We start from the raw sequence: 25,451 nt of genomic DNA on the forward strand, positions 1-25,451 counted from the left end.
CGGCGCCACCAGGGTGGCGTCTTCACTGACGTGGGATCGTGATGCCGCAACATCCTCGTTGCGGCACTAACGCAATAAGATTGCGTCTTTCCTCCCGTGTCGGGAACATTGCGCAACTTTTTCGACGCAACGTCAATGACCTTCATCAGGTTTTCTGATCACAAAAGCGACGTTGGACCGTTATGTTTGCGACATGCCCGATGTATGCAATTGCATGCGGAAGCAGCCCACGTCGGACCTGCCTATCGGGGATTTGCAATCGGTCCCAAACGGCGGAAGGCCGATGGCGTCTGCCCGGTGGCGCTGTGAAACGCGCGGCTGAAATAGGCGGGAGAGGTAAAGCCAAGATTGGCCGCGATCGCCTGCACCGGCTGCCGGGTTTGCCGCAGCAGCATCCGTGCTTCGAACAGGGTTCGGTCATTCAGAATGGCAAGGGCGGATTTGCCGCAGGTCTGCTTGCAGCAGCGGGTCAGATGGGTGGGCGTCACCCCAAGCGCGGCAGCATATTCCGCGACCCCCTTGGACGATCTGAAATCCCGGTCCACCAGATCGGAATAGGCCGCGACCAGTTTCGCGGCGGCGCTGGTCGTGCGGTCCTTGCCGGCCGGCTCCTGTTCGGCCTGAAGGTCCATCTGCCGTTCGAACAGCACCGACAACAGGCCAAGATGGTAATGGGCCGCGCGGCTGTGTCCCGAGCGGGCCGAGACGAGTTCCCGTTCCAGATTGTCGAACAACTGGGCCAGTTCCTTTTGTCCAAGCACATCGCGCAACCGCAGATGCACCGGTTCGTCCGGCCATTCGGCAGCCATGGCGGCGGGAATGGTCAGCATCTGGCCAAAAACCGTCGGCCCGACCTCGAATCCATACATGGTGCGAGCGGGGATGAAGATCAGGTTGTTCGGCCCATAGCCGCGCGTCAGACCGGCGATGGTGATCCGCCCCTGACCTTTCCCGATGTACAAAAGCCGGGGAGAGCTGTGGCTGCGCATCGCCTCGGTCCGCCATTTGCCGGTGGACGAATTGTAGCCGACCGCGGTCAGCGACAGGCGATTGGCCAAAGCCGGATCCTGAAAGTCCATGTCCCATCCCCTCGACACGTGTTCGATATGTGCAAGTTTGGACCGGGCGCGCCTGTAAAACAACGGCAGAACCGGGCGGAAACAGTCAATTTCCGGGGATTACCCTGTGGATAACTTCTGTATCTTTTCCCATCCGGCCATTCGGGCCCGAAACCAAGTTCTTTGACGCTTGGCATATTGGCGGCTGGCGATGATGGCGCGCTCGCGCGCGTCTTCAAGCGTGATCTCGCCTTTCAGATGCGCGATCAGCTCGGGCGCGCCGATGGCCTTGGACGACAGATGTGCCGGGTTCCAATTGGGCAGCATCGCTTGTGCCTCTTCCAGCGCGCCTTGGGACAGCATCATGTCGAACCGCCGGGCAATCCGGTCGTTCAGCCATTCTTTTTCCGGCATCAAGACCACGCAATGGGCCTGATCGGCGGGCAGAAGCGGTGGCGGTGTGTCGGCCTGCCAGTCCGCGATCCCGCGCCCGGTGGCGCGCAGCACCTCCCACGCCCGTTGAACGCGGGCGCGGTTGTTCAGGTCGATCCGGTCGCGGCTGCGGGGGTCAAGGTCGGCCACAAGCCGGGGCAGGGGAATCGTGTCGGCCTCTGCCCGGATATCTGGCGGGGTTGCGGGGATCTCGGCCAACCCTTCGGTCAGCGCTGTTAGATAGAGCCCGGTTCCCCCGACGATGATTGGCCGCTCCGGCCCGGACAAAAAGGGGGTTACGTCGCGCAGCCAGTGGCCCACGGAATAGTCCGCGTCATAGGGCAAATGACCATAAAGCGCGTGCGGCGCGACCGCCTCTTCGTCCCGGCTGGGCCGGGCGGTCAGGATGCGCCAACCGTCGAAGATTTGCAGCGCGTCGGCATTCACCACGATCCCGCCCGACCCCGCCGCGATCGCCAGCGCCAGCGCCGACTTGCCCGAGGCAGTCGGCCCGGCAATCACCACTGGCAGGTCCGCCGGAATGGCGGACAGATCAAGGCCTGTGTCGCTCATCTGATCCCCTGTTGTCCGCGTTGCCCCCCGTTGGGGCGGGAAAAACCGCCACGCGCGGCCCGCAGCTTATTGAACCCGCGCCCCTTTTCATACATCTTGCGCCCGGAAGAAAGCACCCCCCAAGTTTTGGAAGGCCCCGCCATGACCGACACAAGCGACGACACCGGAAAAACCACCTTCAACCGCGTCATGCTGAAGATTTCCGGGGAGGCGCTGATGGGGGACACGGCATTCGGCCTGCATCCGCCAACGGTCGAGCGGATCGCCCGCGAAGTGAAATCGGTCCACGACATGGGCGTCGAGATTTGCATGGTCATCGGCGGCGGCAACATTTTCCGCGGTCTTCAGGGCAGCGCCCAGGGGATGGAGCGGACAACCGCCGACTACATGGGGATGCTGGCCACGGTGATGAACGCGCTGGCCATGCAATCTGCGCTGGAAGGGCTGGGGGTCTTCACCCGCGTCATCAGCGCCATCCGCATGGACGAGGTGGCCGAGCCCTATATCCGCCGTCGCGCCGTCCGCCACCTTGAAAAGAAACGGGTCTGCATCTTTGCCGCCGGTACCGGCAACCCCTATTTCACCACCGACACCGCCGCGACCCTGCGGGCCAACGAAATGAACTGCGAGGCGATCTTCAAAGGCACCAAGGTGGACGGGGTCTATAACAAGGACCCAGTGAAACACGCCGATGCCACACGCTATGACACGGTCAGCTATGATGACGTGTTGCAGAAACGACTTGGCGTCATGGATGCCTCTGCCATCGCCTTGGCCCGCGACAACGACCTGCCGATCATCGTTTTCAGTTTGGATGAACCCGGCGGGTTCAAGGGCATTCTGGCCGGTGAAGGCACCTACACCAAGGTCCACGGATAGCGCCTGCACAAGCGCTGCACGATCCCGGGGGCGGATGGTCTATACATTTGCCCCCTCGTGGACTAAACCCTTTCGCAATCAACTGCCCCAAGAAGAGTGAGCAGAGCAGATGTCCGATGATTTCGAACTCGATACCGATGACCTGACCCGCCGCATGGACGGAGCGCTTGCCGCGTTGCGCACTGAATTCGCATCCTTGCGGACCGGCCGTGCCTCGGCCTCTATGCTGGAGCCGGTTCAGGTGGATGCCTACGGCCAGATGACCCCGATCAATCAGGTCGGCACCGTGAACGTGCCCGAACCGCGCATGGTCACGATCAACGTCTGGGACAAGGGGCTTGTCGGCAAGGTGGAAAAGGCGATCCGGGAAAGCGGGCTGGGGATCAATCCGCAGCTGAACGGCACCATCATCATGCTGCCGATCCCGGAGTTGAACGAGGAACGCCGCCGCGAGCTGACCAAGGTCGCCGGCAACTATGCCGAACACGCCCGTGTGGCAATCCGCAACCTGCGTCGCGACGGGATGGATCAGGTCAAGAAGGCCAAGGCCGATGGTCTGTCCGAGGACGATCAGAAGTTCTGGGAATCCGAAGTTCAGGACCTGACCGACACCTACGTCAAGAAGATCGACGCGATGCTGGAAACCAAGCAAGCCGAGATCATGCAGGTCTGACGGGTTACCCCGTCGCGTAAAAAGGAAGTGGTGATGGCGAAAGACAGCCAGAAAAACGGCCCGCGTCACGTCGCCATCATCATGGACGGCAACGGCCGCTGGGCGCAGATGCGCGGGCGGCCGCGTCTTTTCGGGCACCACGCCGGGGCCAAACGGGTCCGCGAGATCGTGGAATCCTGTCCCGAACTGGGCGTCAAGTATTTGACGATCTTCGCCTTTTCGACCGAGAACTGGAAACGCACCCAGACCGAAGTTGCCGGTCTGATGAAGCTGTTCAAACGCTACATCCAGCGCGAGGCCCGCGACCTGTTCGAGGCGGGTGTCCGGGTCCGGTTTATCGGCGACCGGGTGAAACTGGCCGACGATCTGGTGGACCTGATGGACCACCTGGAACTGCTGACCGAGAAGAACGACAAATGCCACCTGACCGTCGCCATCAACTATGGCGGCCGGGACGAGGTGACCCGCGCGGCCAAGCGGCTGGCCTATGAGGTCGAACAGGGCCGCCTGTCCTACAAGGACGTGGACGCCGAAACGCTGGCGAAATTCCTTGATACCCATGTGCTGCCCGACCCCGACCTTGTGATCCGCACCAGCGGCGAAGCACGGATTTCCAACTTCCTACTCTGGCAATCGGCCTATGCGGAATACGAATTCGTCGATACGCTCTGGCCGGATTTTACCCGCGCCGAATTTGCCCGCGTGGTCGGCAATTTCTCGGGCCGGGATCGCCGGTTCGGCGCGGTGCGAGAGGCCGATGTCAACTGAGGGCGGCAACTGGACCGACCTTCGGGCGCGGGTTCTGTCCGCGCTGGTGATGGTCGTGATCGGCGCCGGGGCGATCTGGGCCGGGGGGCTTGCACTTGCCGCGCTTGGGGTGGTTGTGACCGGGCTGATGATCTGGGAACTGGCCCGGATGGTGATCCCCGACAACAGCGCCAAGCATGTGGCCGCGGGTGCGCTTGGGGCCGTGTTCATGGCGCTCGCGTTTTGGCCCGGCGGCCTGCCATCTTTCCTGTTGTTCTTAGCCGTTCCAGCGCTTCTGGCCTCGGAGGGCCGGAAACTGCGCCTTTGGGTGCCGCTCTATGCCTATGGCCTACAAATGGCGGTCTGGTATCTGGTAATGCTGCGCGGGGCCGATGGCGGGTTGTTCGCGATCATTTGGGTCGTGCTGGTGATCGTCGCGTCTGACGTTATGGGCTATTTCGCGGGCCGGACGATGGGCGGGCCGAAATTCTGGCCGCGCGTCAGCCCCAAGAAGACTTGGTCGGGGACTATCGCGGGCTGGGTCGGGGCCGGGTTGATCGGCTGGGCCCTGGTCGTATTCGATGGCGCCCCGGCGATCCTGATCCTGATGTCGATCCTGACCGCCTTTGCCGGGCAGATGGGCGATATCGCCGAAAGCGCGATCAAGCGGGCGACCGGCATCAAGGACAGTTCAAACCTGATCCCCGGCCACGGCGGCCTTCTGGACCGCTTCGATGCGCTGGCCGGGGCATGGCTGTTCCTGCTTCTGTTCAACATGCTGTTTTCCGGGGCCTGACGTGCGGCGGATTTCGGTCTTTGGGGCAACCGGCAGCATCGGGCAGAACACGCTCGACCTGATTGCCCGTGACCCGGACCGGTATGACGTGGTTGCGCTGACCGGCGGGCAGAACATCGACCAACTGGCCCGCGATGCAATCCGGTTCCGCGCGGATGTGGCCGTTACCGCCGACCCGGCGCTATTGCCCGCGTTGCGCGACAGGCTTGCCGGAAGCGGGGTTGAGGCGGCAGCGGGCGAGCCCGCGTTGATCGAGGCCGCGCAGCGCCCCGCCGATTGGGTCATGTCCGCTATTGTCGGGGCCGCGGGCCTGCGCCCGGGGATCGAAGCGGTCCGACAAGGGGCGACGCTGGCGCTGGCCAATAAGGAATCGCTGGTCTGCGCCGGTCCGATCCTTACGGCCGAGGCCGCCGCGCATGGCGCCCGCATCCTGCCAGTCGACAGCGAACATTCCGCCGTGTTCCAGGCCTTGATCGGAGAAGACCTCGCCGCCGTGGAACGGGTGATCATCACCGCGTCCGGCGGCGCATTCCGTGACTGGTCATTGGAGGACATGGCCCGCGCCACCGTCGCGCAGGCCTCGGCCCATCCAAACTGGGCAATGGGGCAGCGGATCACCATCGACAGCGCGTCGATGTTCAACAAGGCGCTGGAAGTCATTGAAGCGCATGAATTTTTCGGCCTCACGCCGGATCAGATCGAGGTGCTGGTGCATCCCGAAAGCCTTGTTCATGCGCTGGTTGGGTTTCAGGATGGGGCGCTGATGGCCCATGTCGGCCCCCCTGATATGCGCCACGCCATCGGGTTCGCCCTGAACCACCCAAACCGGCACCCCCTGCCGGTCGAGCGTCTGGACCTTGCCAAGATCGGGCAACTGACCTTTCGCGCGCCAGATGAGGCCCGCTATCCCGCGCTGCGCCTTGCCCGCGAGGTGATGGAAACGGGCGGCTATGCGGGGGCGGCCTTCAACGCCGCGAAAGAGGCCGCTCTGGATGCGTTCATCGCCGAAAAAATCGGGTTCATGGACATGTCCGGGGTCGTGGAAGACACGCTCGCCCAAATCTCTCCCGATCTGGGGCTGCAAAATGCCCCGATGTGCCTAGATAGGGTGGCAGAGATCGACACGCAGGCCCGGCGGATCGCCGCCGCGCTTGCCCAAAAGAATTAGACCAAGAGGCCCATGGCAGATTTCATCCCCATTTTTGGCAACATCGGCTGGACCCTTGCCGCCTTCGTCGTCGCACTGTCAGTGATCGTCGCGATCCATGAATACGGCCATTATATCGTCGGGCGCTGGTCCGGCATCCATGCCGAGGTGTTCTCGCTGGGTTTTGGCCCGGTGATCTGGAGCCGGATGGACAAGCACGGCACCCGTTGGCAGATCGCAGCGCTGCCATTGGGTGGCTATGTGAAGTTTTTGGGGGATGCCAATGCCGCCAGCGCGGGCGGCACCAAGGGCGGGCGCAACACCATGCTGGGCGCACCGCTTTGGGCCCGGTCGGCAACAGTTTTTGCCGGGCCTCTGGCCAATTTCATCTTTTCCGCTGTGGTCTTTGCCATTTTTGGGATGATCTACGGCATCGTGTCCTATCCGATGACCGTTCGCAGCGTCCCTGACCTTCCTGCGCCCTATGTTGTGGAAATTCAGGAAGGCGACCAGATCCTTGCGATCGAGGGGATGGAGATCAGCCGGGGCGAGGATCTGTCCGACGTGCTGGACGCGCTGCCGCTGGAACCCGCGCTGGACTATACCATCCGCCGGAACGGGACCGAGATGGTCGTCCTTGGCCCTTACCCGGAGACCACCGCCGTCCAAAGCGTCAGTTTCGACAAACCCGCCGCACCCGCGGGCGTGAAAGAGGGCGATGTGGTCACCGCGATCAACGGGCAGCCGGTCTTTGCCTTCGATCAGATGATCCAAATCGTGAACGCGTCGGGCGGGGGCGATCTGATCCTTGATATCTGGCGGGCAGGGGAGACGCTGCAAATCGCGATCACGCCCGAGATGTCGGATGTGACCCGCTCTGACGGCACTTTTGAAACCCGCTATATCATGGGGATCAACGGCGGCATCGTGCTGGACGCGGAAACCGAGTTTCCGGGCCTGTGGACGGCGATTGAAAACGGCGTCTGGCAGGTTTGGTACCTAATCAAGCTGTCCCTGTCAGCAATGTGGTACATGATCGTCGGCGATATCTCGACCTGCAACCTGTCCAGCCCGGTCGGGATCGCGCAGGCGTCCGGTGCCATGGCATCCGCGGGACTCGAGGAATTCATCGGCTTCATTGGTGTCATTTCCACCGCAGTGGGCATGCTAAACCTGTTCCCGATCCCGGTTCTGGACGGCGGCCATCTTGTGTTCCACGCCTACGAGGCCGTGGCCCGCAAGCCCCCGTCGGACAAGGTGCTGCGGGTGATGTACACGATCGGGCTGACCCTGATCCTGTCGCTGATGGTCTTCGCGCTGACCAACGAACTGTTCCTCTGCTAGGCGATCACCGCGCGAAACCTACAAACCGTCCAACCCTTGCCACCTTTGCGCCACATTTCGCGGGGATAGTTCGAACAACGACATTCGAACCTACGGGGCAATGCCATGCAGACGATCAACGCCGGATACCGCAGCCTGTCTTTCCTGTTCAGCCTAAACCTGGACCGGCTGATGTACGGCGCCGCCATCATTGCGGCGCTTTGGCTCGGGTCCCTGCTCGGGTCCTTCTGACGGGGATAACTCCACCCGCCTGTGGATAAGATATGCGCGCCTTCGGGCGCGTTCTTCGTTTTGACAAGCCCCCCCCAAACAGCTACTTCATCTTGTATCTGGGATGTCTGAAGTGGCTGGATTTATGCATATGAACAACAATAACGCCTTTGCGCGAACCGTGGGTTTTGCCCGCGCCTTTTTCGTATTTGTTTTCATTGCCTTGGCGGCCCTGCCAGCTTCCCGCGCGGTGGCGCAAAGCTTTGTCTTCTCCTCGGTCCAGATCGACGGCAACCAGCGGATCGAAACCGCAACGATTCTCAGCTACCTCGGCGTCACGAGGGGAGAGGCCGTTTCAACGGCCGATCTGAACGACGGCATTCAGCGGATTCGCGCCACCGGCCTGTTCGAAAGTGTTGACGCCACGCCGCGTGGAAACACGCTTCTGATCACGGTTGTCGAATACCCGACGATCAATCGCATCAACTTTGAAGGAAACCGCCGGCTGAGCGACGATGAGCTGCGTCCGCTGGTACGGTCCCAGCCGCGCCGCGTCTACAGCCCGTCCCAGGCAGAGGCTGACGTGGCCGCCATTTCCCAAGCCTATGCCGATCAAGGCCGGATCAATGCGACAGTCACCCCGCGCATCATCCGCCGGTCCGATAACCGCGTCGATCTTGTCTTCGAAGTGTTCGAAGGCGGTGTGACCGAGATTGAGCGGATCAGCTTTGTCGGGAACCGGGAATATTCGGACCGCCGCCTGCGCCGCGTTCTCGAAACCAAACAGGCCGGTATCCTTCGGGCGGTCATTCAGCGCGATACCTTTGTCGCCGACCGGATCGAATTCGACAAACAGGTGCTGACCGATTTCTACCGGTCGCGCGGCTATGTCGATTTCACAGTGCAATCCGTCGATGTGTCCCTGACCCGTCAGCGCGACGCCTATTTGATTACCTTCAACGTTCAGGAAGGGCAGCGCTATCGGTTCGGCGAAGTCACCCTGTCCAGTGAAATGGACGAAGTGGACGCCGACGTGTTCGAGGCCGCGTTGCGGACCCGGTCGGGCGACATCTATTCGCCAGTGGCGATTGAAAACGATATTGCGCGTCTTGAACGTTTGGCCCTTCAGAACAACGTGCAGTTCATGCAGGTCGAACCCCGGATTACCCGCAACGACCGCGATCTGACGCTTGACGTGGAATATGTGCTGATCCGTGGGCCGCGCATCTTCGTCGAACGGATCGACATCGAAGGCAACAACACCACGCTTGACCGGGTTGTCCGCAACCAGTTTCGCGTTGTCGAAGGCGACCCCTTCAACCCTCGTTCGATCCGCGAAAGCGCCGAACGCATTCGCGCGCTTGGTTTCTTCGGCAATGCCGATGTGCAGGCCCGCGAAGGCTCCAGCCCCGATCAGGTCATTGTGGATGTGAACGTGGTTGAACAGCCGACCGGGTCGCTGTCCTTCGGTGCCAACTTCAACTCCGACAACGGCTTGTCACTGGTCGCGAGCCTGTCGCAGCGCAATTGGCTGGGTCGTGGGCAGTCGCTCAACTTCAACCTGTCGACTGCCGAAACCAACCGGTTGTTCGTGTTCAACTTTGCCGAGCCGAACCTGCTGGGCCGCGATCTACGGTTCGGGTTTGACGTGGAATATGCGTCCACGGACAATGAAAACGCTCTGTATGACACCGAGAAGTTCACCTTCTCGCCCTCGCTGACCTTCCCGATTGGCGAACGGTCGCGGCTGGGGGTCTTCTATTCGGCTGACTATGCCGACATCAGCGATGTCACCACCGCAAGCGCCCCGATCGTGGCCGATGGTCTGGTTGGCGGGCTGTGGACCAATTCGGTCGGCTACACCTATACATGGGACAGCCGCCGCAACGGGCTGAACCCCACGGCCGGCGTTTACCTGCGGTTCGGTCAGGAATATGGGTTTGGCGATGTTGAATTCGTCAAGACCACGGCAGTTGCCGCAGCCGAAGCGGACGTTCTGAACGAAGAGGTGACCCTGCGCGCAACGTTGGAAGGGGGGCTTTTGTCCTATACCAACGGCAACAGCCGGATCATCGACCGGTTCTTCCTGTCCAGCCGCCAGATGCGCGGGTTCAACCCCGGTGGGTTCGGACCGCGCGATGCGCTGACCGACGACGCGCTTGGCGGCAACGCCTATGCGGTCGCCCGGCTCGAGGCGGAATTCCCGCTTGGCCTGCCCGAGGAATACGGCATGTCCGGTGGGGTGTTCTTCGATTACGGCTCGCTTTGGGATACTGGTCTCGCCGATACGTCGGACGTTCTTTACAACGATTTCACGCCACGGTCCGTGGTTGGTGTGTCGCTGTTCTGGACCACGCCCATCGGCCCCTTGCGGTTCAACTGGACCGAGGCGCTGGACGCCCAGCCGCAGGATGACCCGCGGTCGTTCGAACTGACCGTGTCGACCACGTTCTGATGCGAGTCCGCCTTGCGCTTGTTGGACTTCTGGCGGCTCTGGCCGCCGGACCCGTCCGATCGCAGGATGCGGGCAATGTCACGCCACAAGACCCTGTCGTCGTCGCCCCTGTTGTTCTGGTGATCGACTACGACAGGGCGTTTTCCCAATCCATGTTCGGGCAGCGGGTCGTGGCGGAATTTTCGCAGGCCGCCCGCGCGCTTGAGGCGGAAAACACCCGCATCACGCAGGAATTGCAGGCCGAAGAACAAGAGCTTGCAGCGCGGCGGCCGGACATGGCTCCTGCCGATTTTCGCGAAGCGGCAGAGGAATTTGACGCGCGGGTTCAGGTGATCCGCGCGACCCAAGATGCGAAGGAAACCGCCCTTCAGTCCGCGCGTGAAGAATTGTTGACGGTCTTTATTTCGACAGCCGACCCGATCCTGGCGACCTTCATGCAGGACCGGGGTGCTGTTCTGTTGCTGGATCGACGGTCGGTCCGCCTGTTTGCACAGTCCGTCGATATCACGGACGACGCCGTTCGGGCGATCGACGCAGAAATCGGCGATGGTGCGGATGTCTATTCAGTTCCACAGGTGGCTGCGCCGCAATAGGTGCCGCCGTGCTTGCCGGGTGCAGGGCTTGTTGCTACTCAGGTGGAAAGACGGGCGAACCGCCCACACCTGAAAGGAACCCGCCGCATGACCGAAGCCCCCACCACCGCCGATATCCAGCTGATTCAGGCGATCCTGCCGCATCGCTATCCGTTTCTTCTGGTGGACCGGGTCGTTGATATCGACGGCACCCAATCGGCGACGGGCATCAAGAACGTCACCATGAACGAACCCCATTTTCAGGGGCATTTTCCCGGCAACCCGATCATGCCCGGCGTGACCATCATCGAAGCGATGGCACAGACTGCCGCCGTGATGGTCGGCACCACGATGGGGCTGATCAACGGCGACCTGCTGGTCTATTTCATGGCGATCGACGGCTGCAAATTCCGCCGCAAGGTGGTGCCCGGCGATCAGCTGATCATGAAGGTGGAAACCACCCGCGGCAAACCGGGCGGCAAGGTCTGGAAATTCAAGGGCGTGGCCACGGTCGACGGTGAAATGGCGGCAGAGGCCGAATTCACCGCGATGATGGATATGCAAGGGGCGCCTGCGTGAGCCGAATTCATCCCAGCGCGGTGATCGAAGACGGCGCGATTATCGGAGAGGGCTGCGACATCGGCCCGTTCTGCGTGGTCGGGCCAGAGGTGGTTCTGGCCCCGAATGTCACCCTGAAATCCCATGTGGTTGTCACCGGCGACACACAGATTGGCGAGGGGACGATCATCTTCCCGTTCTCGGTGATCGGAGAGATCCCGCAGGATCTGAAGTTCACCGGGGAAAAGACCCGCCTGCGGATCGGCGCCCGCAACCGCATTCGTGAACATGTCACGATCAACACTGGCACGGCCGGGGGCGGCGGTGAAACCCGCGTGGGCGATGACTGCTTGCTGATGGCGGGCTGTCACGTGGCCCATGACGCGCGGGTCGGTAACCGGGTCATCATCGTCAATTCCTCGGCCGTGGCCGGGCATTGCGTGATCGAGGATGACGTGATCATCGGCGGTCTGTGCGGGGTCCACCAATGGGTCCGCATCGGCCGCGGCGCGATCATCGGCGCCGTGACCATGGTGACCAATGACGTGCTGCCGCACGGGCTGGTCCAAGGGCCGCGTGGGCAGTTGGACGGGTTGAACCTTGTGGGGCTCAAGCGCAAGGGCGTCGACCGCGCCGATATTACCGCGCTGCGCGCCGCCTTTCAGATGCTCAAGGACGGCGAAGGATCGTTCATGGACCGCGCCCGCCGTCTGTCTGACGAAAGCGACAGCGCTTACGTCCGCGAAATGGTCGACTTCATCCTTGGCGAGACCGACCGCAATTTCCTGACCCCGTGATGACACTTGCGCTGATCGCAGGGCAGGGCGGCTTGCCCCCGGTTCTAGTCCGCGAATTGTCGGGGCAGGGGCATCCGCCTGTGCTGTGCGAATTGGAACAATTCCCCTCCGAGGTGGAGCCGAACCTGCCGCGTCGGCGGTTCCGGCTGGAGACGCTGGGCACCCTCCTTGAGACGTTGAAAACGTCCGGCGTGACCCGGATCTGTCTGGCAGGCGCTGTGCGTCGCCCTGCAATCGACCCTACGCTGATTGACGCCGCCACCGCACCGCTGATCCCCCGGCTGGCCGCTGCCATGGGGCAGGGGGACGATGGGGCCTTGCGGGCGATCATTGCCCTGTTCGAAGACATGGGTTTCGCGGTGGTTGGCGCGGCAGAGCTGCTGCCCGACCTTCTGCCCCCATCTGGCATGTATTGTGGCCGCCGTCCGGATGAGATCGACGCCGATGTCGCCGCCGCCCACGCTGCCCTGCAGGAAATGGGGCGCGCCGACCTTGGGCAGGCCGTGATCGTTCGTGATGGCCGGGTCGTCGCGCGGGAAGACGACGCCGGGACAGACGCGCTTTTGGCCGGTCTCGGTGACACGGCGCGGGGCGGCATCCTCTACAAGGCACCCAAGCCTGGTCAGGACATGCGCGCCGATATGCCCTTGATCGGTCCATATACGGCACGGGCCGCGGCGCAGGCGGGACTGTCCGGAATCGTGATCGGGGCCGGAGGCGTCATGGTCCTAGACCTTGAAACGGTCATCACCACGCTAGAGGCCCGCGACATGTTCCTGTGGGTGAAGCCATGAAGGTGTTCCTGATCGCGGGCGAGGTGTCGGGCGACAAGCTAGGCGGCGCGCTCATGGCCGGGCTGAAGTCGCAGGTAGCGGATGTGACATTCGAAGGGGTTGGCGGCCCGCTGATGCAGGCCGAAGGGATGGGCAGCCTGTTCCCGATGGACGAGCTTAGCCTCATGGGCATCGCCGAGATCCTGCCGAAATACCGCCACCTGAAACGGCGCATCCGCCAGACGGCCGAGGCGGTGATCGCGGCGCAACCCGATGTGCTGATCACCATCGACAGCCCCGATTTCTGCCTGCGGGTCGCGCGTCTGGTCAAGGCCGCCAGCAGTATTCGCACGGTTCATTACGTCGCCCCCACGGTCTGGGCCTGGCGTCCGGGGCGGGCGCAGAAGATGGCGCAGGTCATCGACCATGTTCTGGCGCTGTTCCCGTTCGAGCCGCCCTATATGACCGCCGCCGGGATGGACTGCGATTTCGTCGGCCACCCGGTTGTCGCCGAACCCGTCGCGACCGAGGCCGAGGCAGAGGCGTTCCGCGCCACCCACGGCATTGGCTCGGCCCCCCTGATCCTTGCCCTGCCCGGATCGCGCCGGGGCGAAGTCGCGCGTCTGTCTGAAACCTTTGGCGCGGCGCTGGGGCAGGTGGTGGCGCGCCATCCCGACGCGCGGATCGTCCTGCCCTGCGCTGGCCCGGTCGAAGACCTTGTGCGCCAGCAGGTCACCGCTTGGCCCGTGGAGCCGCTCATCCTCCCCGCCGCCGACAAGCCCGCCAAACTGGCCGCCTTCCGCGCCGCCGATGTAGCGCTTGCAGCTTCCGGCACCGTCTCACTCGAACTCGCGGCCGCATCGACTCCGATGGTCATCGCCTACGACATGTCCTGGCTGTCACGGCAGATCATCGGGCGGATGCTGCGGGTGGATACGGTGACGCTGGTGAACCTTGTCTCCGACACCCGCACGGTACCCGAATTCATTGGCGCCAACTGCCAGCCCGCCCCGATCGCAGAGGCGCTGTCCAACGTGCTTGCCGACCCATCGGCGCAGATCGACGCGATGAGGGTCACGATGGAACGGCTTGGTCAGGGCGGAGAGGCCCCGGGACTGCGGGCCGCCCGGGCTGTGCTGGACCGGCTGCCGACCCGGCCCTAGCAATCCTTGCGCCGCTCCGCCTGACGGGCTTCGAATTTCTCCCAGACAAACATGCGCCCCTTCTGACGCGCGTCAGCCAACCAAAGCTTCTTTCGCGCGTCGGGCTGTTCCAGACATCCATATTCCCCACCGGAAAACTTCGGCCAATCAATCGCCATCCCGGCCTTGACCATTTCAGCGGATAGATCGCGCCCGTCCTCCAGCTGACACCGGGCAACGGTCCGACCGAAATCATCGACATCCGTCAACCGCGCCTCGACGATCTGCCCCTTGCATAGCGCGTGAAGCGCCCATTTCGCTTTCTTGCCATAGGGATGGTTCATCTCCGGGGCGTCGATCCCGAACAACCGGATCTGGGTCGTCTGAATGACGATGGTATCGCCATCCACCACCCAGGCCCGGCCCCGCAGAACCTTCGGCTCGGCCACGGGAACTGACGTTTCGCCGTCAAATTGCCGGCGAACAGGCGGTGGCGGCCTGCGCCGCACCTCTGGCCTTAGGTCCACCGGCGGTCTGGACGTCCTTGATCGGCGCCTCGGGGCGAAGAACAGAACAAGAACTCCGCCCAGAAAAATGAGAACGACAGCTTCCATCCAATTGATCCTTAACAATACCTGTCAGCCTACACGCAGAACGCGAGGTGACAAGCACTCAAGGATCCTGAAGTGCTGTCCCCTTCTTTGGGTCAATAAATATCCCGGGGTGAATGGCCCGGTTACGGGCCAGAGGGGCAGAGCCCCTTTGTTGTCACCATGGGTCTTGACCCATGGCCCCCTCAGCCCTTCCAGATCCAGCCGCCGCCAAGGATACGGCTGCTGCCCTCTTCATAGAAGACACAGGCCTGACCGGGGCTGACGCCCTCCTCGGGGACGACCAGCTCAACCTCTGCCTCGGTCGCGGAAATGGGGCGGATCACCGCCTCGCGCGGGGGGCGGGTGGATCGCACCTTGACCAGAACTTGGCGTTCGGACGCATCCTCAAAGGCGCCATCGCCCAGCCAGTTGATCTCGCGCACCGGGATTTTCCGCGTGGCCAGCATCTCCTTCGGGCCGACGATCACCTGCCGGGTGTCCACGTCCAGCTTTACCACATACAGCGGATCGGCCAGCCCACCGATGCCAAGGCCCCGGCGCTGTCCGATGGTGTAGTGGATCACCCCGCGATGGGTGCCCAGAACCTTTCCGTCTACGTCCACGATTTCGCCCGGCTCGGCCGCGCCGGGGCGCAGCTTTTCGATCACCGCGGCATAGTTGCCGTTGGGGACAAAGCAGATGTCCTGGCTGTCGGGCTTGTCCGCCACCGCCAGCCCGTATTTCGCGGCCAATCGCCGGGTTGCCTCTTTCGAGGGCAGATGGCCCAGCGGGAACCGCAGATAGTCCAGCTGCTCCGGCGTGGTCGAGAACAGGAAATAGGACTGGTCGCGGTTCGCATCTTCGGCGCTGTGCAGTTCCGGGCCGTTTGGCCCCATCTTGCGCTGGATATAGTGGCCAGTGGCCATGCAATCGGCCTCAAGGTCCTTGGCCGTGGCCAGAAGATCCTTGAACTTCACCCGTTCATTGCAGCGGATGCAGGGAACTGGCGTCGCCCCGGCAAGGTAGCTATCGGCAAACTCGTCGATCACCGCGTCCTTGAAGATGTTCTCGTAGTCGAGGACATAGTGCGGAAACCCCATTTCCTCGGCCACCCGGCGGGCATCGTGGATATCCCGCCCGGCGCAGCAGGCGCCCTTCTTGGCCAGCGCCGCACCATGATCGTAAAGCTGCAGCGTCACGCCGACCACGTCATAGCCTTCCTCGGCCAGTTGCGCGGCCACCACGGAACTGTCGACGCCGCCGGACATGGCCACCACCACCCGCGTTTCCGAGGGCGGTTTGGCAAAGCCAAGCGAGTTCAGGGCAGGGTCAAGCGGCATGGGCTTTCCAATCGGGTCTGAGGTCTGCCGGAATATAGGAAAATGCGACATACTCTCAAGAGGCGGTTTCACCCGTTCTTAAGGCTGTCCGCCCAGTTTGACCCTGCTTTCGTCTGAGGACCGAGAGGGGTGAGAGAGATGTATTTGCGAAAAGTGGAAGGCCCAAGGGCGGTGACCCTGGCCGACGGAACGATCATGACCCGTGCGGATCTTCCGCCTCGGGATACCCGTCGATGGGTTGCGTCAAGAAAGGCTGCGGTGGTGCGCGCGGTGGCTTCGGGCCTGATCTCGCGCGAAACAGCGCTGAACGACTATGGCCTGTCCGACGATGAATTCCGGGAGTGGGAAACCGCCGTAACCTTGCATGGGGAAGCTGCGTTGAAAGCCACCGCGCTTCAAAAGTATAGACAACCCTAAGGCGAACTGCCAAGCTCAAATCGTCCGGTAACGGGTAATTAACCAATTGCCATTTAGGTTAACGAAGATGATTTGAGACAAGCGGAGACCCCGGGATGCGCATTCTTTTGGTGGAAGACGACCCAACGACCTCGAAAAGCATCGAAATGATGCTGACCCACGCGAACCTGAACGTCTATACGACCGATCTCGGGGAAGAAGGGATCGATCTGGCAAAGCTTTATGACTACGACCTGATCCTGCTGGACATCAACCTGCCCGACATGACTGGACACGAGGTCTTGCGCCAGTTGCGGCTGGCACGGGTGGACACGCCGATCCTGATCCTGTCGGGCGAGGATGGAACCGAATCGAAGCTGCGTGGATTTGGGTCGGGCGCCGACGACTACCTGACCAAACCCTTCCACCGCGAAGAACTGGTCGCGCGCATCCATGCGATCATTCGCCGGTCCAAGGGCCACGCCCAATCGGTGATCAAGACCGGGCGGATCGCGGTGAACCTTGATGCCAAGACCGTCGATGTCGGCGGCACGCCCGTGCACCTGACCGGCAAGGAATACCAGATGCTGGAGTTGCTCAGCCTGCGCAAGGGCACGACCCTGACCAAGGAGATGTTCCTCAATCATCTCTATGGCGGCATGGACGAACCGGAACTCAAAATCATCGACGTGTTCATCTGCAAGCTCCGCAAGAAGCTGTCGCAGGCAACCGGTGGTGACAATTACATCGAAACCGTCTGGGGCCGCGGGTATGTGCTGCGCGATCCCGACACCGGATCGGATAGCGAACGGCTCGCCGTCGGCGCCTGACGGCTGTCGTTTTCTCCCGGACAGCGGCGCTGGCCCCACCACTCACGGAGCTTGAGGGCTGGCGCCACTGGACGGGGCAATCCTTGCCCCCTAAGACTTGGTCAATACCTTCCCCGGACCCGCACGAACCGAGGGAAAGGTCTGATCGGTGAAGGGGGCATTCGTGACGGCGCTGAAGACCAAAGCGGTATCGGAACTTGGCCGGGAGGAGGCCGCGCAGGAACTGGCGCGGCTGGCGGATGCGCTGGCGCGGGCGAACACTGCCTATCACCGCGACGACGCCCCCGAGATCAGCGATGCGGACTATGATGCACTGAAACTGCGCAATGCCGCGATCGAGGCGCGGTTTCCCGACCTCAAACGCCCTGACAGCCCCTCGGAACAGGTCGGCGCCGCCCCTTCGGACGGATTCGGCAAGGTCCGCCATGCGGTGCGGATGCTGTCACTGTCGAATGCATTTGAAGACGCGGACATCACCGATTTCGATGCGGGCATCCGCCGCTACCTTGGCCTCGGGCCCGACGCGCCGCTGGCCTACACCGCCGAGCCCAAGATCGACGGGCTGTCGCTGTCGCTGCGCTATGAAAACGGCACGTTGGTGCAGGCGGCAACACGTGGCGATGGTGAAACCGGCGAAAACGTCACCGCGAACGCCCGCACTATCGCGGATATTCCCCAGACCCTGACCGGCGCGCCCGAGGTGCTGGAGGTTCGGGGCGAGGTCTATATGGCCCATGCGGATTTCGAGGCGTTGAACGCTCGGCAAGCCGAGAAGGGCGACAAGACCTTCGCCAACCCGCGCAACGCCGCCGCCGGTTCGCTGCGCCAGCTTGACCCGACGATCACCGCCGCCCGGCCACTACGGTTCTTTGCCTATGCCTGGGGGGCGCTGAGCACGCCCCTGTCCAACACCCAAATGGGCGCGATCGAGCGGCTGGCCGACCTTGGGTTCCAGACAAACCCGCTGACCCGGCTCTGCAACAGCCCCGAGGCAATGATCGCCCACTACCGCGCCATCGAAGACCAGCGCGCGACCCTTGGCTATGACATCGACGGGGTGGTCTATAAGGTCGATGACCTGTCGCTTCAGGCGCGGCTCGGGTTCCGCTCGACCACGCCCCGCTGGGCTATTGCGCATAAATTTCCGGCCGAACTTGCCTGGACCCGGCTGGAGGCCATCGACATTCAGGTGGGCCGGACCGGGGCGCTGTCACCCGTCGCGCGGTTGCATCCGGTCACCGTGGGTGGCGTCGTCGTGTCCAATGCCACGCTGCATAACGAAGACTATATCGCCGGACGCGGGGCCGATGGGGACGAGATTCGCGGGGGCAAGGACATTCGGGTGGGGGATTGGGTACAGGTCTACCGCGCGGGTGATGTGATCCCCAAGGTTGCCGATGTGGACCTGACCAAACGGCCCAAGGGGGCACAGCCCTATGTCTTCCCCGAAACCTGCCCGATCTGCGGCTCTCCCGCCATTCGCGAGGAGGGCGACGCGGTGCGCCGCTGCACCGGAGGCCTTATCTGCGCCGCGCAGGCCGTTGAAAAACTAAAACATTTCGTCTCCCGCGCTGCCTTCGATATCGAAGGGCTGGGGTCCAAGCAGGTGGAGCAATTCCACGCAGACGGCTGGATCGCGGAACCGGCGGATATTTTCACACTGGAGGCCCGGTTTGGCACGGGACTTCAGCAGTTGAAGAACCGCGAGGGCTGGGGCGAAACCAGCGCGAAGAACCTGTTTCAAGCCATTGCAGATAAACGGGAAATTCCCCTGTCCCGTCTGATCTTTGGGCTAGGTATTCGGCATGTGGGCGAAGTCGCCGCCCAGGATCTGGCCCGCCACTATTCAACGTGGGAGGCGCTTGCGTCTGCCCTTGATACGGCGCGCCCGGCCGCACTGGCCCATAGGGCCGCGGACGAGGCGGCAGAGGCCGAACGTGCCGCCGCCACGATGGAGAACCGCCGCGCCCGGGTGTCAGAGGCTCGCGCGGCCGCCCTTACCGGACAGGACATTCCCGACGACGCGACCGCTGCATGGTCTGACCTCATCGGCGCGGACGGCATTGGCCCGGTCATGGCCCTGTCCCTGTCGGACGCGCTGGCCAACCCCGACGAACGGGCCGCCATCGACCGCCTGCTGTCCCATCTGACCCCGGTCCCGCCCGAGGCACGCGCAACCGACAGCCCCGTCGCGGGCAAGACGGTGGTGTTCACCGGAACCCTGGAAAAGATGACACGGGCCGAGGCAAAGGCACGGGCCGAAGCGCTGGGGGCCAAGGTGGCCGGATCGGTCAGTGCCAAGACCGACCTTCTGGTCGCCGGTCCGGGCGCCGGGTCCAAGGCGAAAAAGGCCGCGGACCTAGGGATCGAAACCATCGACGAAGACGGCTGGCTCGCCTTGATCGGGGACGCATGAGCGGCCGCCCTGAAATCCTCTGGCCGCTGTTCGGCGAGTTGACCGCGCTGGACGGTGTGGGGCCGAAGACGGCGCAGCACATGGGCCAGTTGGAGGTGGAGAAGCCGCGCGACCTGCTGTTTACCCTGCCGCATTCGGGGATCGACCGCCGCCGCCGCGCCACGATCCGCGAGGTGGTTGCCCCAGCGACCGTCACGGTCGAGGTGACCGTGGGGATGCACCATCCGCCACGCACAAAGGGGCGGCCCTACCGGGTGCACGTCACGGACGCAGAGACCGAGTTTCAGCTTGTGTTCTTTCACGCCCGTGGCGACTACCTCCAAAAGGTGCTGCCGACCGGACAGCGGCGTGTGGTGTCGGGCAAGATCGAGTTGTTCGACGGGATCGCGCAGATGCCGCACCCCGATCATATCCTGCCGGTCGAGGAGGGGGATCAGATCCCGCCCTATGAACCTGTCTATCCGCTTACCTCCGGCGTGGTGCAAAAGACCATGTTCAAGGCGACACGCTCGGCGTTGGCGATGGCTCCGGACCTGCCGGAATGGATTGATCCGGGGCTGAAGGCCCGCGAAGGCTGGCCCGATTGGCGCGATGCGCTTGTCTCGGCCCACGCGCCCGAATCCTCGGTCGATCTGTCGCCGCACGATCCGGCGCGTCAGCGGCTGGCCTATGACGAATTGTTCGCCCATCAGCTGACCCTTGCGCTGGCCCGGCAGCAGTTGCGGCGCGGCAAAGGGCGGGCCAGCACGGGCGACGGACATCTGCGGGGCAAGGTTCTTGCCACGCTTCCCTACACCCCCACGAATGCGCAAACCCGCGCCTTTGATGAAATCGCCGCAGATATGGCGGCCGAGACCCGGATGAACCGGCTGTTGCAGGGGGATGTCGGCGCGGGCAAGACGCTGGTCGCGCTGATGGCGCTTCTGATCGCGGTCGAGGCAGGCGGGCAGGGGGTGATGATGGCCCCGACCGAAATCCTTGCCCGGCAGCATCTAGACGGGCTGCGGCCGCTGGCCGAGGCGGCGGGCGTGGTGGTCGAATTGCTGACAGGGCGGGATAAGGGCGCGGAGCGTCGGGCCAAGCTGGAGGCGTTGAGGGAGGGGCGAATCCAGATCCTTCTGGGCACCCATGCGGTGTTCCAGAAGGATGTGGAATTCCATGACCTGCGGCTGGCGGTGATCGACGAACAGCATCGCTTTGGCGTTGCGCAGCGGATGGAACTGGGGGCCAAGGGATTGGCCGTGGACGTCTTGGTGATGACCGCCACGCCGATCCCCCGGTCGCTGTCACTGGCCCAATATGGCGATATGGACGTCTCGGTTCTGGACGAAAAACCGCCGGGACGGACCCCAGTGAAAACCGCATTGGTCAGCACCGGCCGGATGGACGAAGTGGTGGACCACCTGCGCCGCGCCGTGGCCGAGGGGCGTCAGGCTTATTGGGTCTGCCCGCTGGTAGAGGAAAGCGAAGTCAGCGACATGACCGCCGCCGAAGAACGGTTCAAGGTGCTGCGCGCGGCGCTTGGCGAGGGGGTGGTGGGGCTGGTCCACGGGCAAATGCCCCCGTCCGAGAAGGACGCGGCCATGGCCCGCTTCGTCGCCGGAGAGACATCCGTTCTGGTCGCGACAACGGTGATCGAAGTGGGGGTAAACGTGCCCAACGCCTCGATCATGGTGATCGAACGGGCCGAACATTTCGGGCTGGCGCAATTGCACCAGTTGCGCGGGCGGGTCGGGCGCGGGGCCGCCGCCTCGACCTGCTTGTTGATGTATCAGCCGCCCCTGACCGAAGGTGGGCGTCGGCGGCTGGAAATCCTTCGCGAGACAGAGGACGGGTTCCGCATATCCGAGGAAGACCTTGCCATGCGCGGCGCAGGCGATGTGATCGGGACCGCGCAATCGGGGCTACCGCGGTTCCGGGTAGCCGATCTGGAACGGCAGGCCGCGGTCATGCAGATGGCCCAATCCGACGCGCGAAAACTGCTGCACGACGACCCCGGGCTGACGAGCGAGCGGGGACAGGCCGCGCGGACACTCCTCTGGCTGATGGAACAGGATCGGGCGATCCGTTTGATTTCAGTGGGTTAGGGGAAACCCCACTCTGGATGTTCCAAAAAGTTCACTAATGTTCTTATAAAGTTCTTTACACGGCGTTAACCATATGAGAACAAAGGGGCAACAAAGAGAACACCAGAGCAGGAGACGCCCCAATGGCCCAAGAGATCAAAGCCAGCATCACCCGCAGCCGCGACACGCTGATCAGCGACATGTTGGGTGCGGTGTCCCTGATCGTGCTTCTTTATGCCGGCCTGTGGTTGCCGGGACTATTCTGAGTTTCTGCCCGGAGTTTCGCGCCGGTCCGTCCCCGCATCGCCTGTCCCAAACTGCGATGCCAGACTGAACTGCCTGTCCCAGTCATCACCGGGGTCTGCCTCCCCAATCGGACGGTAACCGGGTCCCACGCGAACACTCTCTGCCTGCCGCCGCCATCCTGTCCCGGATGTGCGGCGGTTTCTTTTTTCGCGATTAGGTCAGGCGTTGGCCGCGGCTTCGTCCAGCGCGGCAAGGGTCGCGTCAAAGGCCAGCAGGATCGACGCATGGCGGTTCTTGTAGTCCCGCGCCGGTTCAAGAACCGCAAGCGCGTCAAAGGGCGCATCCGGGGCGGGGCCACCTTCCTTCAGCATGGCATAAAGCTGATCACGGCCAGCCTGCACCTGGTCGCGACTGCACCCAACGATATTGGCCCCAACCACGGCCGCCGAGGCCTGCCCCAGCGCACAGGCCTTCACGTCCTGTCCGTAGTCGGTGATCTTGCCGTCCTTCAACGCAATATCGACCGTCACCGTCGATCCGCAGAGCGGCGACCGCTTGCGCGCGGTGGCATCTGGCGCGGTCAGCCGCTCGGTCCGCGGCATGTCGGCGGCCAGTGCAAGGATGCGGCCGGAATAAAGCTTGATCAGGTCGGCGTCGGACGACATGGCGGTTTGCCCTTCGTGATTTCCCCCCTTAGATAGGGTCCTGTGCCCGGATGCAAAAGGGAAATCCCATGTCTTTCGACCCAGCTAGCCTAAAGTATGATGCCAATGGTCTGATCCCCGCAATCGCGCAGGATCATGGCTCGGGCGAGGTGCTGATGATGGCCTGGATGAATGCGGAGGCCGTGGCGCGGACCCTTGAGACTGGCAAAGTCACCTATTGGAGCCGCTCGCGGCAGTCGTTCTGGGTGAAAGGCGAAAGCTCTGGCCATGTGCAGCGGCTTGTCGATTTCCGCGTGGATTGCGACCGCGATTGCCTGCTGGTTCTTGTCGATCAGACGGGCCCTGCCTGCCACACCAATCGGCGCAGCTGTTTCTACACAGCCGTGCGGGACGGGGGAGAGGTGGAGCTGATGGCGCCGGAGCGCTGACGGGGACGGCGGGACAAGTCCCACCTATACCGACAGACCGACACGCCGCCGGATATCCTCCGGGGATGCACCCTCGGCGCGGTATTTGGCAATCGCGCGGGCGTCATCCCGTTTGGCCAGCCGCTTGCCGTTGTCATCGCGGAGCAGCAGATGATGGTGATAGGTGGGTGAAGGAAGGCCAAGAAGCGACTGAAGGACAACATGAATCTTGGTTGCCTCGAACAGATCGGCACCGCGCGTCACATCGGTGATCCCCTGATCCGCATCATCGACGACGACTGCCAGATGATAGGATGTCCCCATGTCACGCCGGGCCAGAACCACATCGCCAACGGCCTCGACCAGCGCATCGTCGGAAATGGTGATTTCCCCATGTTCACCGGCCGGACCGGCGCCGCGTTCAAGGAAGGAAAACGATTTTTTGCCAATATGATCCAGCGCGGCCTTCATGTTTAACCGCAGGGCGGTGTCCCGGGGCAATGGACCAACCGGCGCGGTCCCGGGCCGACAGGTGCCCGGATAGATCAGCCCGTCCGGCCCGGTCAGGATCAATCCGCCTTCCTGCGGCGCGGCCACGGCGGCAAGGATATCGCGCCGATTGCAGGTGCAGGGATATAAAACGCCCATATCCCATAGCCTTACAAGCGCTTGTTCATATCGGTCCATCCGGTCGGACTGCCGAAGCGCCGGTCCATCCCATGTCAGCCCAAGCCAGGTCAGGTCGTCATAGATCTGTTGTTCCCATTCGGGCCGCGCGCGGGTCTGATCGATATCTTCGATCCGCAACAGGAACTGACCGCCTGCCGCCCGCGCCATGTCATGCGCATAGATCGCCGCGTAAGCGTGGCCCAGATGCAGCGGGCCGGTTGGCGAGGGGGCAAAGCGGGTGATCACCCCTGCGCGTCCAGCCAGCCCCGCCAGTCCACCTTGGCCCGGTCGGTATAGGCCTTGTAACGGTCCTTGCGCCCGCGCCGTCCGCTTTTCAGCCCGTCAACCGGGGGGAACAGGCCAAAATTCACGTTCATCGGCTGGAAGGTCTTCGCATCCGCCCCGCCGGTGATATGGGTGACCAGCGCGCCGGTTGCGGTGGTATCTGGCACCGAAGGCACCGCTCGGCCCTGTAGTTCGGCGGCGGCAAGTCGCCCGGCCAAAAGGCCCATGGCCGCCGATTCAACATAACCCTCAACCCCGGTGATTTGCCCGGCAAAGCGAATATTGGGCCGCGATTTCAGCCGCATTTGATCGTCCAGAAGCGTGGGCGAGTTGATGAAGGTGTTGCGATGGATGCCGCCAAGACGCGCAAACTGCGCATCTTCAAGCCCCGGAATCATTCGAAAAACAGCGGTTTGTGCGCCATACTTCATCTTGGTTTGGAACCCGACGATGTTGTAAAGCGTCCCCAGCGCGTTGTCCCGGCGCAACTGAACAACCGCGTAGGGCTTGTTCGTCGGATCATTGGCGTTGGTCAGCCCGATCGGTTTCATCGGCCCAAAGCGCAAGGTTTCGCGTCCGCGTTCGGCCATCACCTCAATCGGAAGGCAACCGTCGAAATAGCCTGCGGTTTCACCTTCGTGGAATTCCGTCTTATCGGCGGCAAGCAGCGCGTCGATGAAAGCCTCGTATTGGTCCTTGGTCATCGGGCAGTTGAGGTAGGCGGTGCGCTCTTCCTCGGTCTCGCCCTTGTCATAGCGGGACTGCATCCAGGCCACGTCCATGTTGACGCTGTCGAAGTAGACGATCGGCGCGATGGCGTCGAAAAAGGCCAGCGCCTCGGCTCCGGTTTCCGCCCGGATCGCCGCGCCCAGGGCCGGGGAGGTCAGCGGCCCGGTGGCAAAGATCCAGTGGTCCTGATCGGGAAGCTCTGTCACCTCTTCATATGACACCGAGACATTCGGCAGCGCCTTAAGCGCGGCGGTCACATCTTCGGAAAACGGGTCGCGGTCCACCGCCAGCGCCCCCCCGGCCGGCAGCCGGTGGCGATAGGCCGTGTCCATGATGATCCCGCCTGCCTGCCGCATTTCCCAATGCAACAGCCCCACGGCATTCTGTTCATTGTCATCTGACCGGAACGAGTTGGAACAGACCATTTCGGCAAGATTGCCGGTGCGATGGGCAAAGGTTTCGACCTTGGGTCGCATTTCGTGGATCACCACGCGCACTCCGGCCTGTGCCGCCTGCCATGCCGCCTCGGACCCGGCCATGCCGCCGCCCACGATATGAAGTGTCTTTGTCATATTGGGGATGTAGCGGGGCCAAAGGGGCCGTGCAATACATCCGAAAACAAAACGGGGCGCCCGAAGGCGCCCCATCGTCGC

The 25,451-nt window shown here is 63.0% G+C and carries 26 protein-coding genes; 19 read left to right on the forward strand and 7 right to left on the reverse strand.

The annotated features are described in order from the left end of the window. Positions 1–242 precede the first annotated feature (242 nt). Complete coding sequence (locus tag U3648_RS15400; RefSeq protein WP_420860124.1) at positions 243–1,079, reverse strand: helix-turn-helix domain-containing protein; 837 nt, start codon at positions 1,077–1,079, stop codon at positions 243–245. A gap of 99 nt (positions 1,080–1,178) precedes the next feature. Next, complete coding sequence (gene miaA, locus U3648_RS15405) at positions 1,179–2,063, reverse strand: tRNA (adenosine(37)-N6)-dimethylallyltransferase MiaA (protein WP_420860125.1); 885 nt, start codon at positions 2,061–2,063, stop codon at positions 1,179–1,181. Positions 2,064–2,204: 141 nt separating this feature from the next. Here miaA and pyrH point away from each other — a divergent pair, with 141 nt between their 5' ends. The 13 genes from pyrH to lpxB all read left to right on the forward strand — a co-directional run bounded on the left by pyrH (position 2,205) and on the right by lpxB (position 14,177). Then, the gene (gene pyrH / locus U3648_RS15410) at positions 2,205–2,942 is read left to right on the forward strand and encodes a UMP kinase (protein ID WP_420860126.1); all 738 of its coding nucleotides are present in this window, start codon (positions 2,205–2,207) and stop codon (positions 2,940–2,942) included. 109 nt (positions 2,943–3,051) lie between these two features. Beyond that, positions 3,052–3,615, forward strand: coding sequence for a ribosome recycling factor (gene frr, locus U3648_RS15415; RefSeq protein WP_129681163.1), 564 nt, complete (start codon positions 3,052–3,054; stop codon positions 3,613–3,615). A 33-nt stretch (positions 3,616–3,648) separates the two neighbouring features. After that, the gene (uppS, locus tag U3648_RS15420; RefSeq protein ID WP_420860127.1) at positions 3,649–4,383 is read left to right on the forward strand and encodes a polyprenyl diphosphate synthase; all 735 of its coding nucleotides are present in this window, start codon (positions 3,649–3,651) and stop codon (positions 4,381–4,383) included. Next, positions 4,373–5,158 (forward strand): phosphatidate cytidylyltransferase, encoded by a 786-nt coding sequence (locus U3648_RS15425; protein WP_420860128.1) that lies wholly within the window; start codon positions 4,373–4,375, stop codon positions 5,156–5,158. Before uppS ends, U3648_RS15425 begins: the two co-directional genes overlap by 11 nt. Position 5,159: 1 nt before the next feature. Further along, positions 5,160–6,326, forward strand: a complete 1,167-nt coding sequence (gene dxr / locus U3648_RS15430; protein ID WP_420860129.1) for a 1-deoxy-D-xylulose-5-phosphate reductoisomerase — start codon at positions 5,160–5,162, stop codon at positions 6,324–6,326. 12 nt (positions 6,327–6,338) lie between these two features. Continuing rightward, on the forward strand, positions 6,339–7,649 hold the full coding sequence (gene rseP / locus U3648_RS15435) for an RIP metalloprotease RseP (protein ID WP_420860130.1): 1,311 nt from the start codon (positions 6,339–6,341) through the stop codon (positions 7,647–7,649). Positions 7,650–7,754: 105 nt separating this feature from the next. Continuing rightward, positions 7,755–7,880: a hypothetical protein gene (locus tag U3648_RS15440; protein WP_420860131.1), complete on the forward strand. Its 126-nt coding sequence runs from the start codon at positions 7,755–7,757 to the stop codon at positions 7,878–7,880. Positions 7,881–8,010: 130 nt separating this feature from the next. Next, the gene (bamA, locus tag U3648_RS15445) at positions 8,011–10,314 is read left to right on the forward strand and encodes an outer membrane protein assembly factor BamA (RefSeq protein ID WP_420860159.1); all 2,304 of its coding nucleotides are present in this window, start codon (positions 8,011–8,013) and stop codon (positions 10,312–10,314) included. Then, on the forward strand, positions 10,314–10,907 hold the full coding sequence (locus U3648_RS15450) for an OmpH/Skp family outer membrane protein (protein WP_420860132.1): 594 nt from the start codon (positions 10,314–10,316) through the stop codon (positions 10,905–10,907). The genes bamA and U3648_RS15450 overlap by 1 nt, the downstream gene beginning before the upstream one ends. Positions 10,908–10,994: 87 nt before the next feature. Continuing rightward, on the forward strand, positions 10,995–11,465 hold the full coding sequence (fabZ, locus tag U3648_RS15455) for a 3-hydroxyacyl-ACP dehydratase FabZ (protein ID WP_420860133.1): 471 nt from the start codon (positions 10,995–10,997) through the stop codon (positions 11,463–11,465). After that, positions 11,462–12,241, forward strand: a complete 780-nt coding sequence (gene lpxA / locus U3648_RS15460) for an acyl-ACP--UDP-N-acetylglucosamine O-acyltransferase (RefSeq protein ID WP_420860134.1) — start codon at positions 11,462–11,464, stop codon at positions 12,239–12,241. The genes fabZ and lpxA overlap by 4 nt, the downstream gene beginning before the upstream one ends. Beyond that, positions 12,241–13,035 (forward strand): LpxI family protein, encoded by a 795-nt coding sequence (locus tag U3648_RS15465; protein ID WP_420860135.1) that lies wholly within the window; start codon positions 12,241–12,243, stop codon positions 13,033–13,035. The genes lpxA and U3648_RS15465 overlap by 1 nt, the downstream gene beginning before the upstream one ends. After that, positions 13,032–14,177: a lipid-A-disaccharide synthase gene (lpxB, locus tag U3648_RS15470; protein ID WP_420860136.1), complete on the forward strand. Its 1,146-nt coding sequence runs from the start codon at positions 13,032–13,034 to the stop codon at positions 14,175–14,177. Before U3648_RS15465 ends, lpxB begins: the two co-directional genes overlap by 4 nt. On the opposite strand, the gene U3648_RS15475 is transcribed toward lpxB, so the two are convergent. Then, positions 14,174–14,605 carry a thermonuclease family protein gene (locus tag U3648_RS15475; RefSeq protein ID WP_420860137.1) on the reverse strand — a complete coding sequence of 144 codons (432 nt, stop codon included), beginning with the start codon at positions 14,603–14,605 and terminating at the stop codon, positions 14,174–14,176. The genes lpxB and U3648_RS15475 overlap by 4 nt on opposite strands. 347 nt (positions 14,606–14,952) lie before the next feature. Continuing rightward, the gene (gene mnmA, locus U3648_RS15480) at positions 14,953–16,089 is read right to left on the reverse strand and encodes a tRNA 2-thiouridine(34) synthase MnmA (protein WP_420860138.1); all 1,137 of its coding nucleotides are present in this window, start codon (positions 16,087–16,089) and stop codon (positions 14,953–14,955) included. Positions 16,090–16,227: 138 nt separating this feature from the next. On the opposite strand from mnmA, the gene sciP reads away from it, so the two are divergent. From sciP to U3648_RS15505, 5 genes are all read left to right on the forward strand, one after another. Continuing rightward, entirely contained in the window at positions 16,228–16,506 is a 279-nt protein-coding gene (sciP, locus tag U3648_RS15485) for a CtrA inhibitor SciP (RefSeq protein ID WP_420860139.1), read from the forward strand. A 95-nt stretch (positions 16,507–16,601) separates the two neighbouring features. Next, the gene (gene ctrA / locus U3648_RS15490) at positions 16,602–17,315 is read left to right on the forward strand and encodes a response regulator transcription factor CtrA (RefSeq protein WP_420860140.1); all 714 of its coding nucleotides are present in this window, start codon (positions 16,602–16,604) and stop codon (positions 17,313–17,315) included. A 163-nt stretch (positions 17,316–17,478) separates the two neighbouring features. After that, complete coding sequence (ligA, locus tag U3648_RS15495) at positions 17,479–19,731, forward strand: NAD-dependent DNA ligase LigA (protein ID WP_420860141.1); 2,253 nt, start codon at positions 17,479–17,481, stop codon at positions 19,729–19,731. After that, positions 19,728–21,818, forward strand: a complete 2,091-nt coding sequence (gene recG, locus U3648_RS15500; RefSeq protein WP_420860142.1) for an ATP-dependent DNA helicase RecG — start codon at positions 19,728–19,730, stop codon at positions 21,816–21,818. The genes ligA and recG overlap by 4 nt, the downstream gene beginning before the upstream one ends. A 122-nt stretch (positions 21,819–21,940) precedes the next feature. Next, positions 21,941–22,063 (forward strand): hypothetical protein, encoded by a 123-nt coding sequence (locus U3648_RS15505; RefSeq protein ID WP_420860143.1) that lies wholly within the window; start codon positions 21,941–21,943, stop codon positions 22,061–22,063. A gap of 198 nt (positions 22,064–22,261) precedes the next feature. Here the strand turns inward: U3648_RS15505 and U3648_RS15510 are convergent, their stop codons facing one another. Beyond that, a complete protein-coding gene (locus U3648_RS15510; protein WP_420860144.1) occupies positions 22,262–22,708 on the reverse strand; it encodes an iron-sulfur cluster assembly scaffold protein in 447 nt (148 codons plus the stop codon). A gap of 68 nt (positions 22,709–22,776) precedes the next feature. Here U3648_RS15510 and hisI point away from each other — a divergent pair, with 68 nt between their 5' ends. Continuing rightward, complete coding sequence (gene hisI, locus U3648_RS15515; protein WP_420860145.1) at positions 22,777–23,136, forward strand: phosphoribosyl-AMP cyclohydrolase; 360 nt, start codon at positions 22,777–22,779, stop codon at positions 23,134–23,136. A 24-nt stretch (positions 23,137–23,160) separates the two neighbouring features. Here hisI and gluQRS read toward each other — a convergent pair whose 3' ends face one another. Both gluQRS and trmFO read right to left on the reverse strand, forming a co-directional pair. Then, the gene (gluQRS, locus tag U3648_RS15520; protein WP_420860146.1) at positions 23,161–24,030 is read right to left on the reverse strand and encodes a tRNA glutamyl-Q(34) synthetase GluQRS; all 870 of its coding nucleotides are present in this window, start codon (positions 24,028–24,030) and stop codon (positions 23,161–23,163) included. Beyond that, positions 24,027–25,370 (reverse strand): methylenetetrahydrofolate--tRNA-(uracil(54)-C(5))-methyltransferase (FADH(2)-oxidizing) TrmFO, encoded by a 1,344-nt coding sequence (trmFO, locus tag U3648_RS15525; protein WP_420860147.1) that lies wholly within the window; start codon positions 25,368–25,370, stop codon positions 24,027–24,029. The genes gluQRS and trmFO overlap by 4 nt, the downstream gene beginning before the upstream one ends. Between the last annotated feature and the right edge of the window lie 81 nt (positions 25,371–25,451).

The sequence above is a fragment of the Marivivens marinus genome, from assembly GCF_035969385.1.
GTDB lineage: Bacteria > Pseudomonadota > Alphaproteobacteria > Rhodobacterales > Rhodobacteraceae > SELP01.

Excerpts from the sequence above, each read along its gene's own strand:
- fabZ (WP_420860133.1), top strand. The coding sequence starts at position 10,995 with ATGACCGAAGCCCCCACCACCGCCGATATCCAGCTGATTCAGGCGATC.
- ctrA (WP_420860140.1), top strand. The coding sequence starts at position 16,602 with ATGCGCATTCTTTTGGTGGAAGACGACCCAACGACCTCGAAAAGCATC.
- frr (WP_129681163.1), top strand. The coding sequence starts at position 3,052 with ATGTCCGATGATTTCGAACTCGATACCGATGACCTGACCCGCCGCATG.
- hisI (WP_420860145.1), top strand. The coding sequence starts at position 22,777 with ATGTCTTTCGACCCAGCTAGCCTAAAGTATGATGCCAATGGTCTGATC.
- U3648_RS15510 (WP_420860144.1), bottom strand. The coding sequence starts at position 22,708 with ATGTCGTCCGACGCCGACCTGATCAAGCTTTATTCCGGCCGCATCCTT.
- U3648_RS15505 (WP_420860143.1), top strand. The coding sequence starts at position 21,941 with ATGGCCCAAGAGATCAAAGCCAGCATCACCCGCAGCCGCGACACGCTG.
- pyrH (WP_420860126.1), top strand. The coding sequence starts at position 2,205 with ATGACCGACACAAGCGACGACACCGGAAAAACCACCTTCAACCGCGTC.
- lpxB (WP_420860136.1), top strand. The coding sequence starts at position 13,032 with ATGAAGGTGTTCCTGATCGCGGGCGAGGTGTCGGGCGACAAGCTAGGC.
- sciP (WP_420860139.1), top strand. The coding sequence starts at position 16,228 with ATGTATTTGCGAAAAGTGGAAGGCCCAAGGGCGGTGACCCTGGCCGAC.
- U3648_RS15440 (WP_420860131.1), top strand. The coding sequence starts at position 7,755 with ATGCAGACGATCAACGCCGGATACCGCAGCCTGTCTTTCCTGTTCAGC.
- uppS (WP_420860127.1), top strand. The coding sequence starts at position 3,649 with ATGGCGAAAGACAGCCAGAAAAACGGCCCGCGTCACGTCGCCATCATC.
- mnmA (WP_420860138.1), bottom strand. The coding sequence starts at position 16,089 with ATGCCGCTTGACCCTGCCCTGAACTCGCTTGGCTTTGCCAAACCGCCC.
- miaA (WP_420860125.1), bottom strand. The coding sequence starts at position 2,063 with ATGAGCGACACAGGCCTTGATCTGTCCGCCATTCCGGCGGACCTGCCA.
- rseP (WP_420860130.1), top strand. The coding sequence starts at position 6,339 with ATGGCAGATTTCATCCCCATTTTTGGCAACATCGGCTGGACCCTTGCC.
- bamA (WP_420860159.1), top strand. The coding sequence starts at position 8,011 with ATGAACAACAATAACGCCTTTGCGCGAACCGTGGGTTTTGCCCGCGCC.
- recG (WP_420860142.1), top strand. The coding sequence starts at position 19,728 with ATGAGCGGCCGCCCTGAAATCCTCTGGCCGCTGTTCGGCGAGTTGACC.
- U3648_RS15465 (WP_420860135.1), top strand. The coding sequence starts at position 12,241 with ATGACACTTGCGCTGATCGCAGGGCAGGGCGGCTTGCCCCCGGTTCTA.
- U3648_RS15425 (WP_420860128.1), top strand. The coding sequence starts at position 4,373 with ATGTCAACTGAGGGCGGCAACTGGACCGACCTTCGGGCGCGGGTTCTG.
- U3648_RS15400 (WP_420860124.1), bottom strand. The coding sequence starts at position 1,079 with ATGGACTTTCAGGATCCGGCTTTGGCCAATCGCCTGTCGCTGACCGCG.
- U3648_RS15450 (WP_420860132.1), top strand. The coding sequence starts at position 10,314 with ATGCGAGTCCGCCTTGCGCTTGTTGGACTTCTGGCGGCTCTGGCCGCC.
- trmFO (WP_420860147.1), bottom strand. The coding sequence starts at position 25,370 with ATGACAAAGACACTTCATATCGTGGGCGGCGGCATGGCCGGGTCCGAG.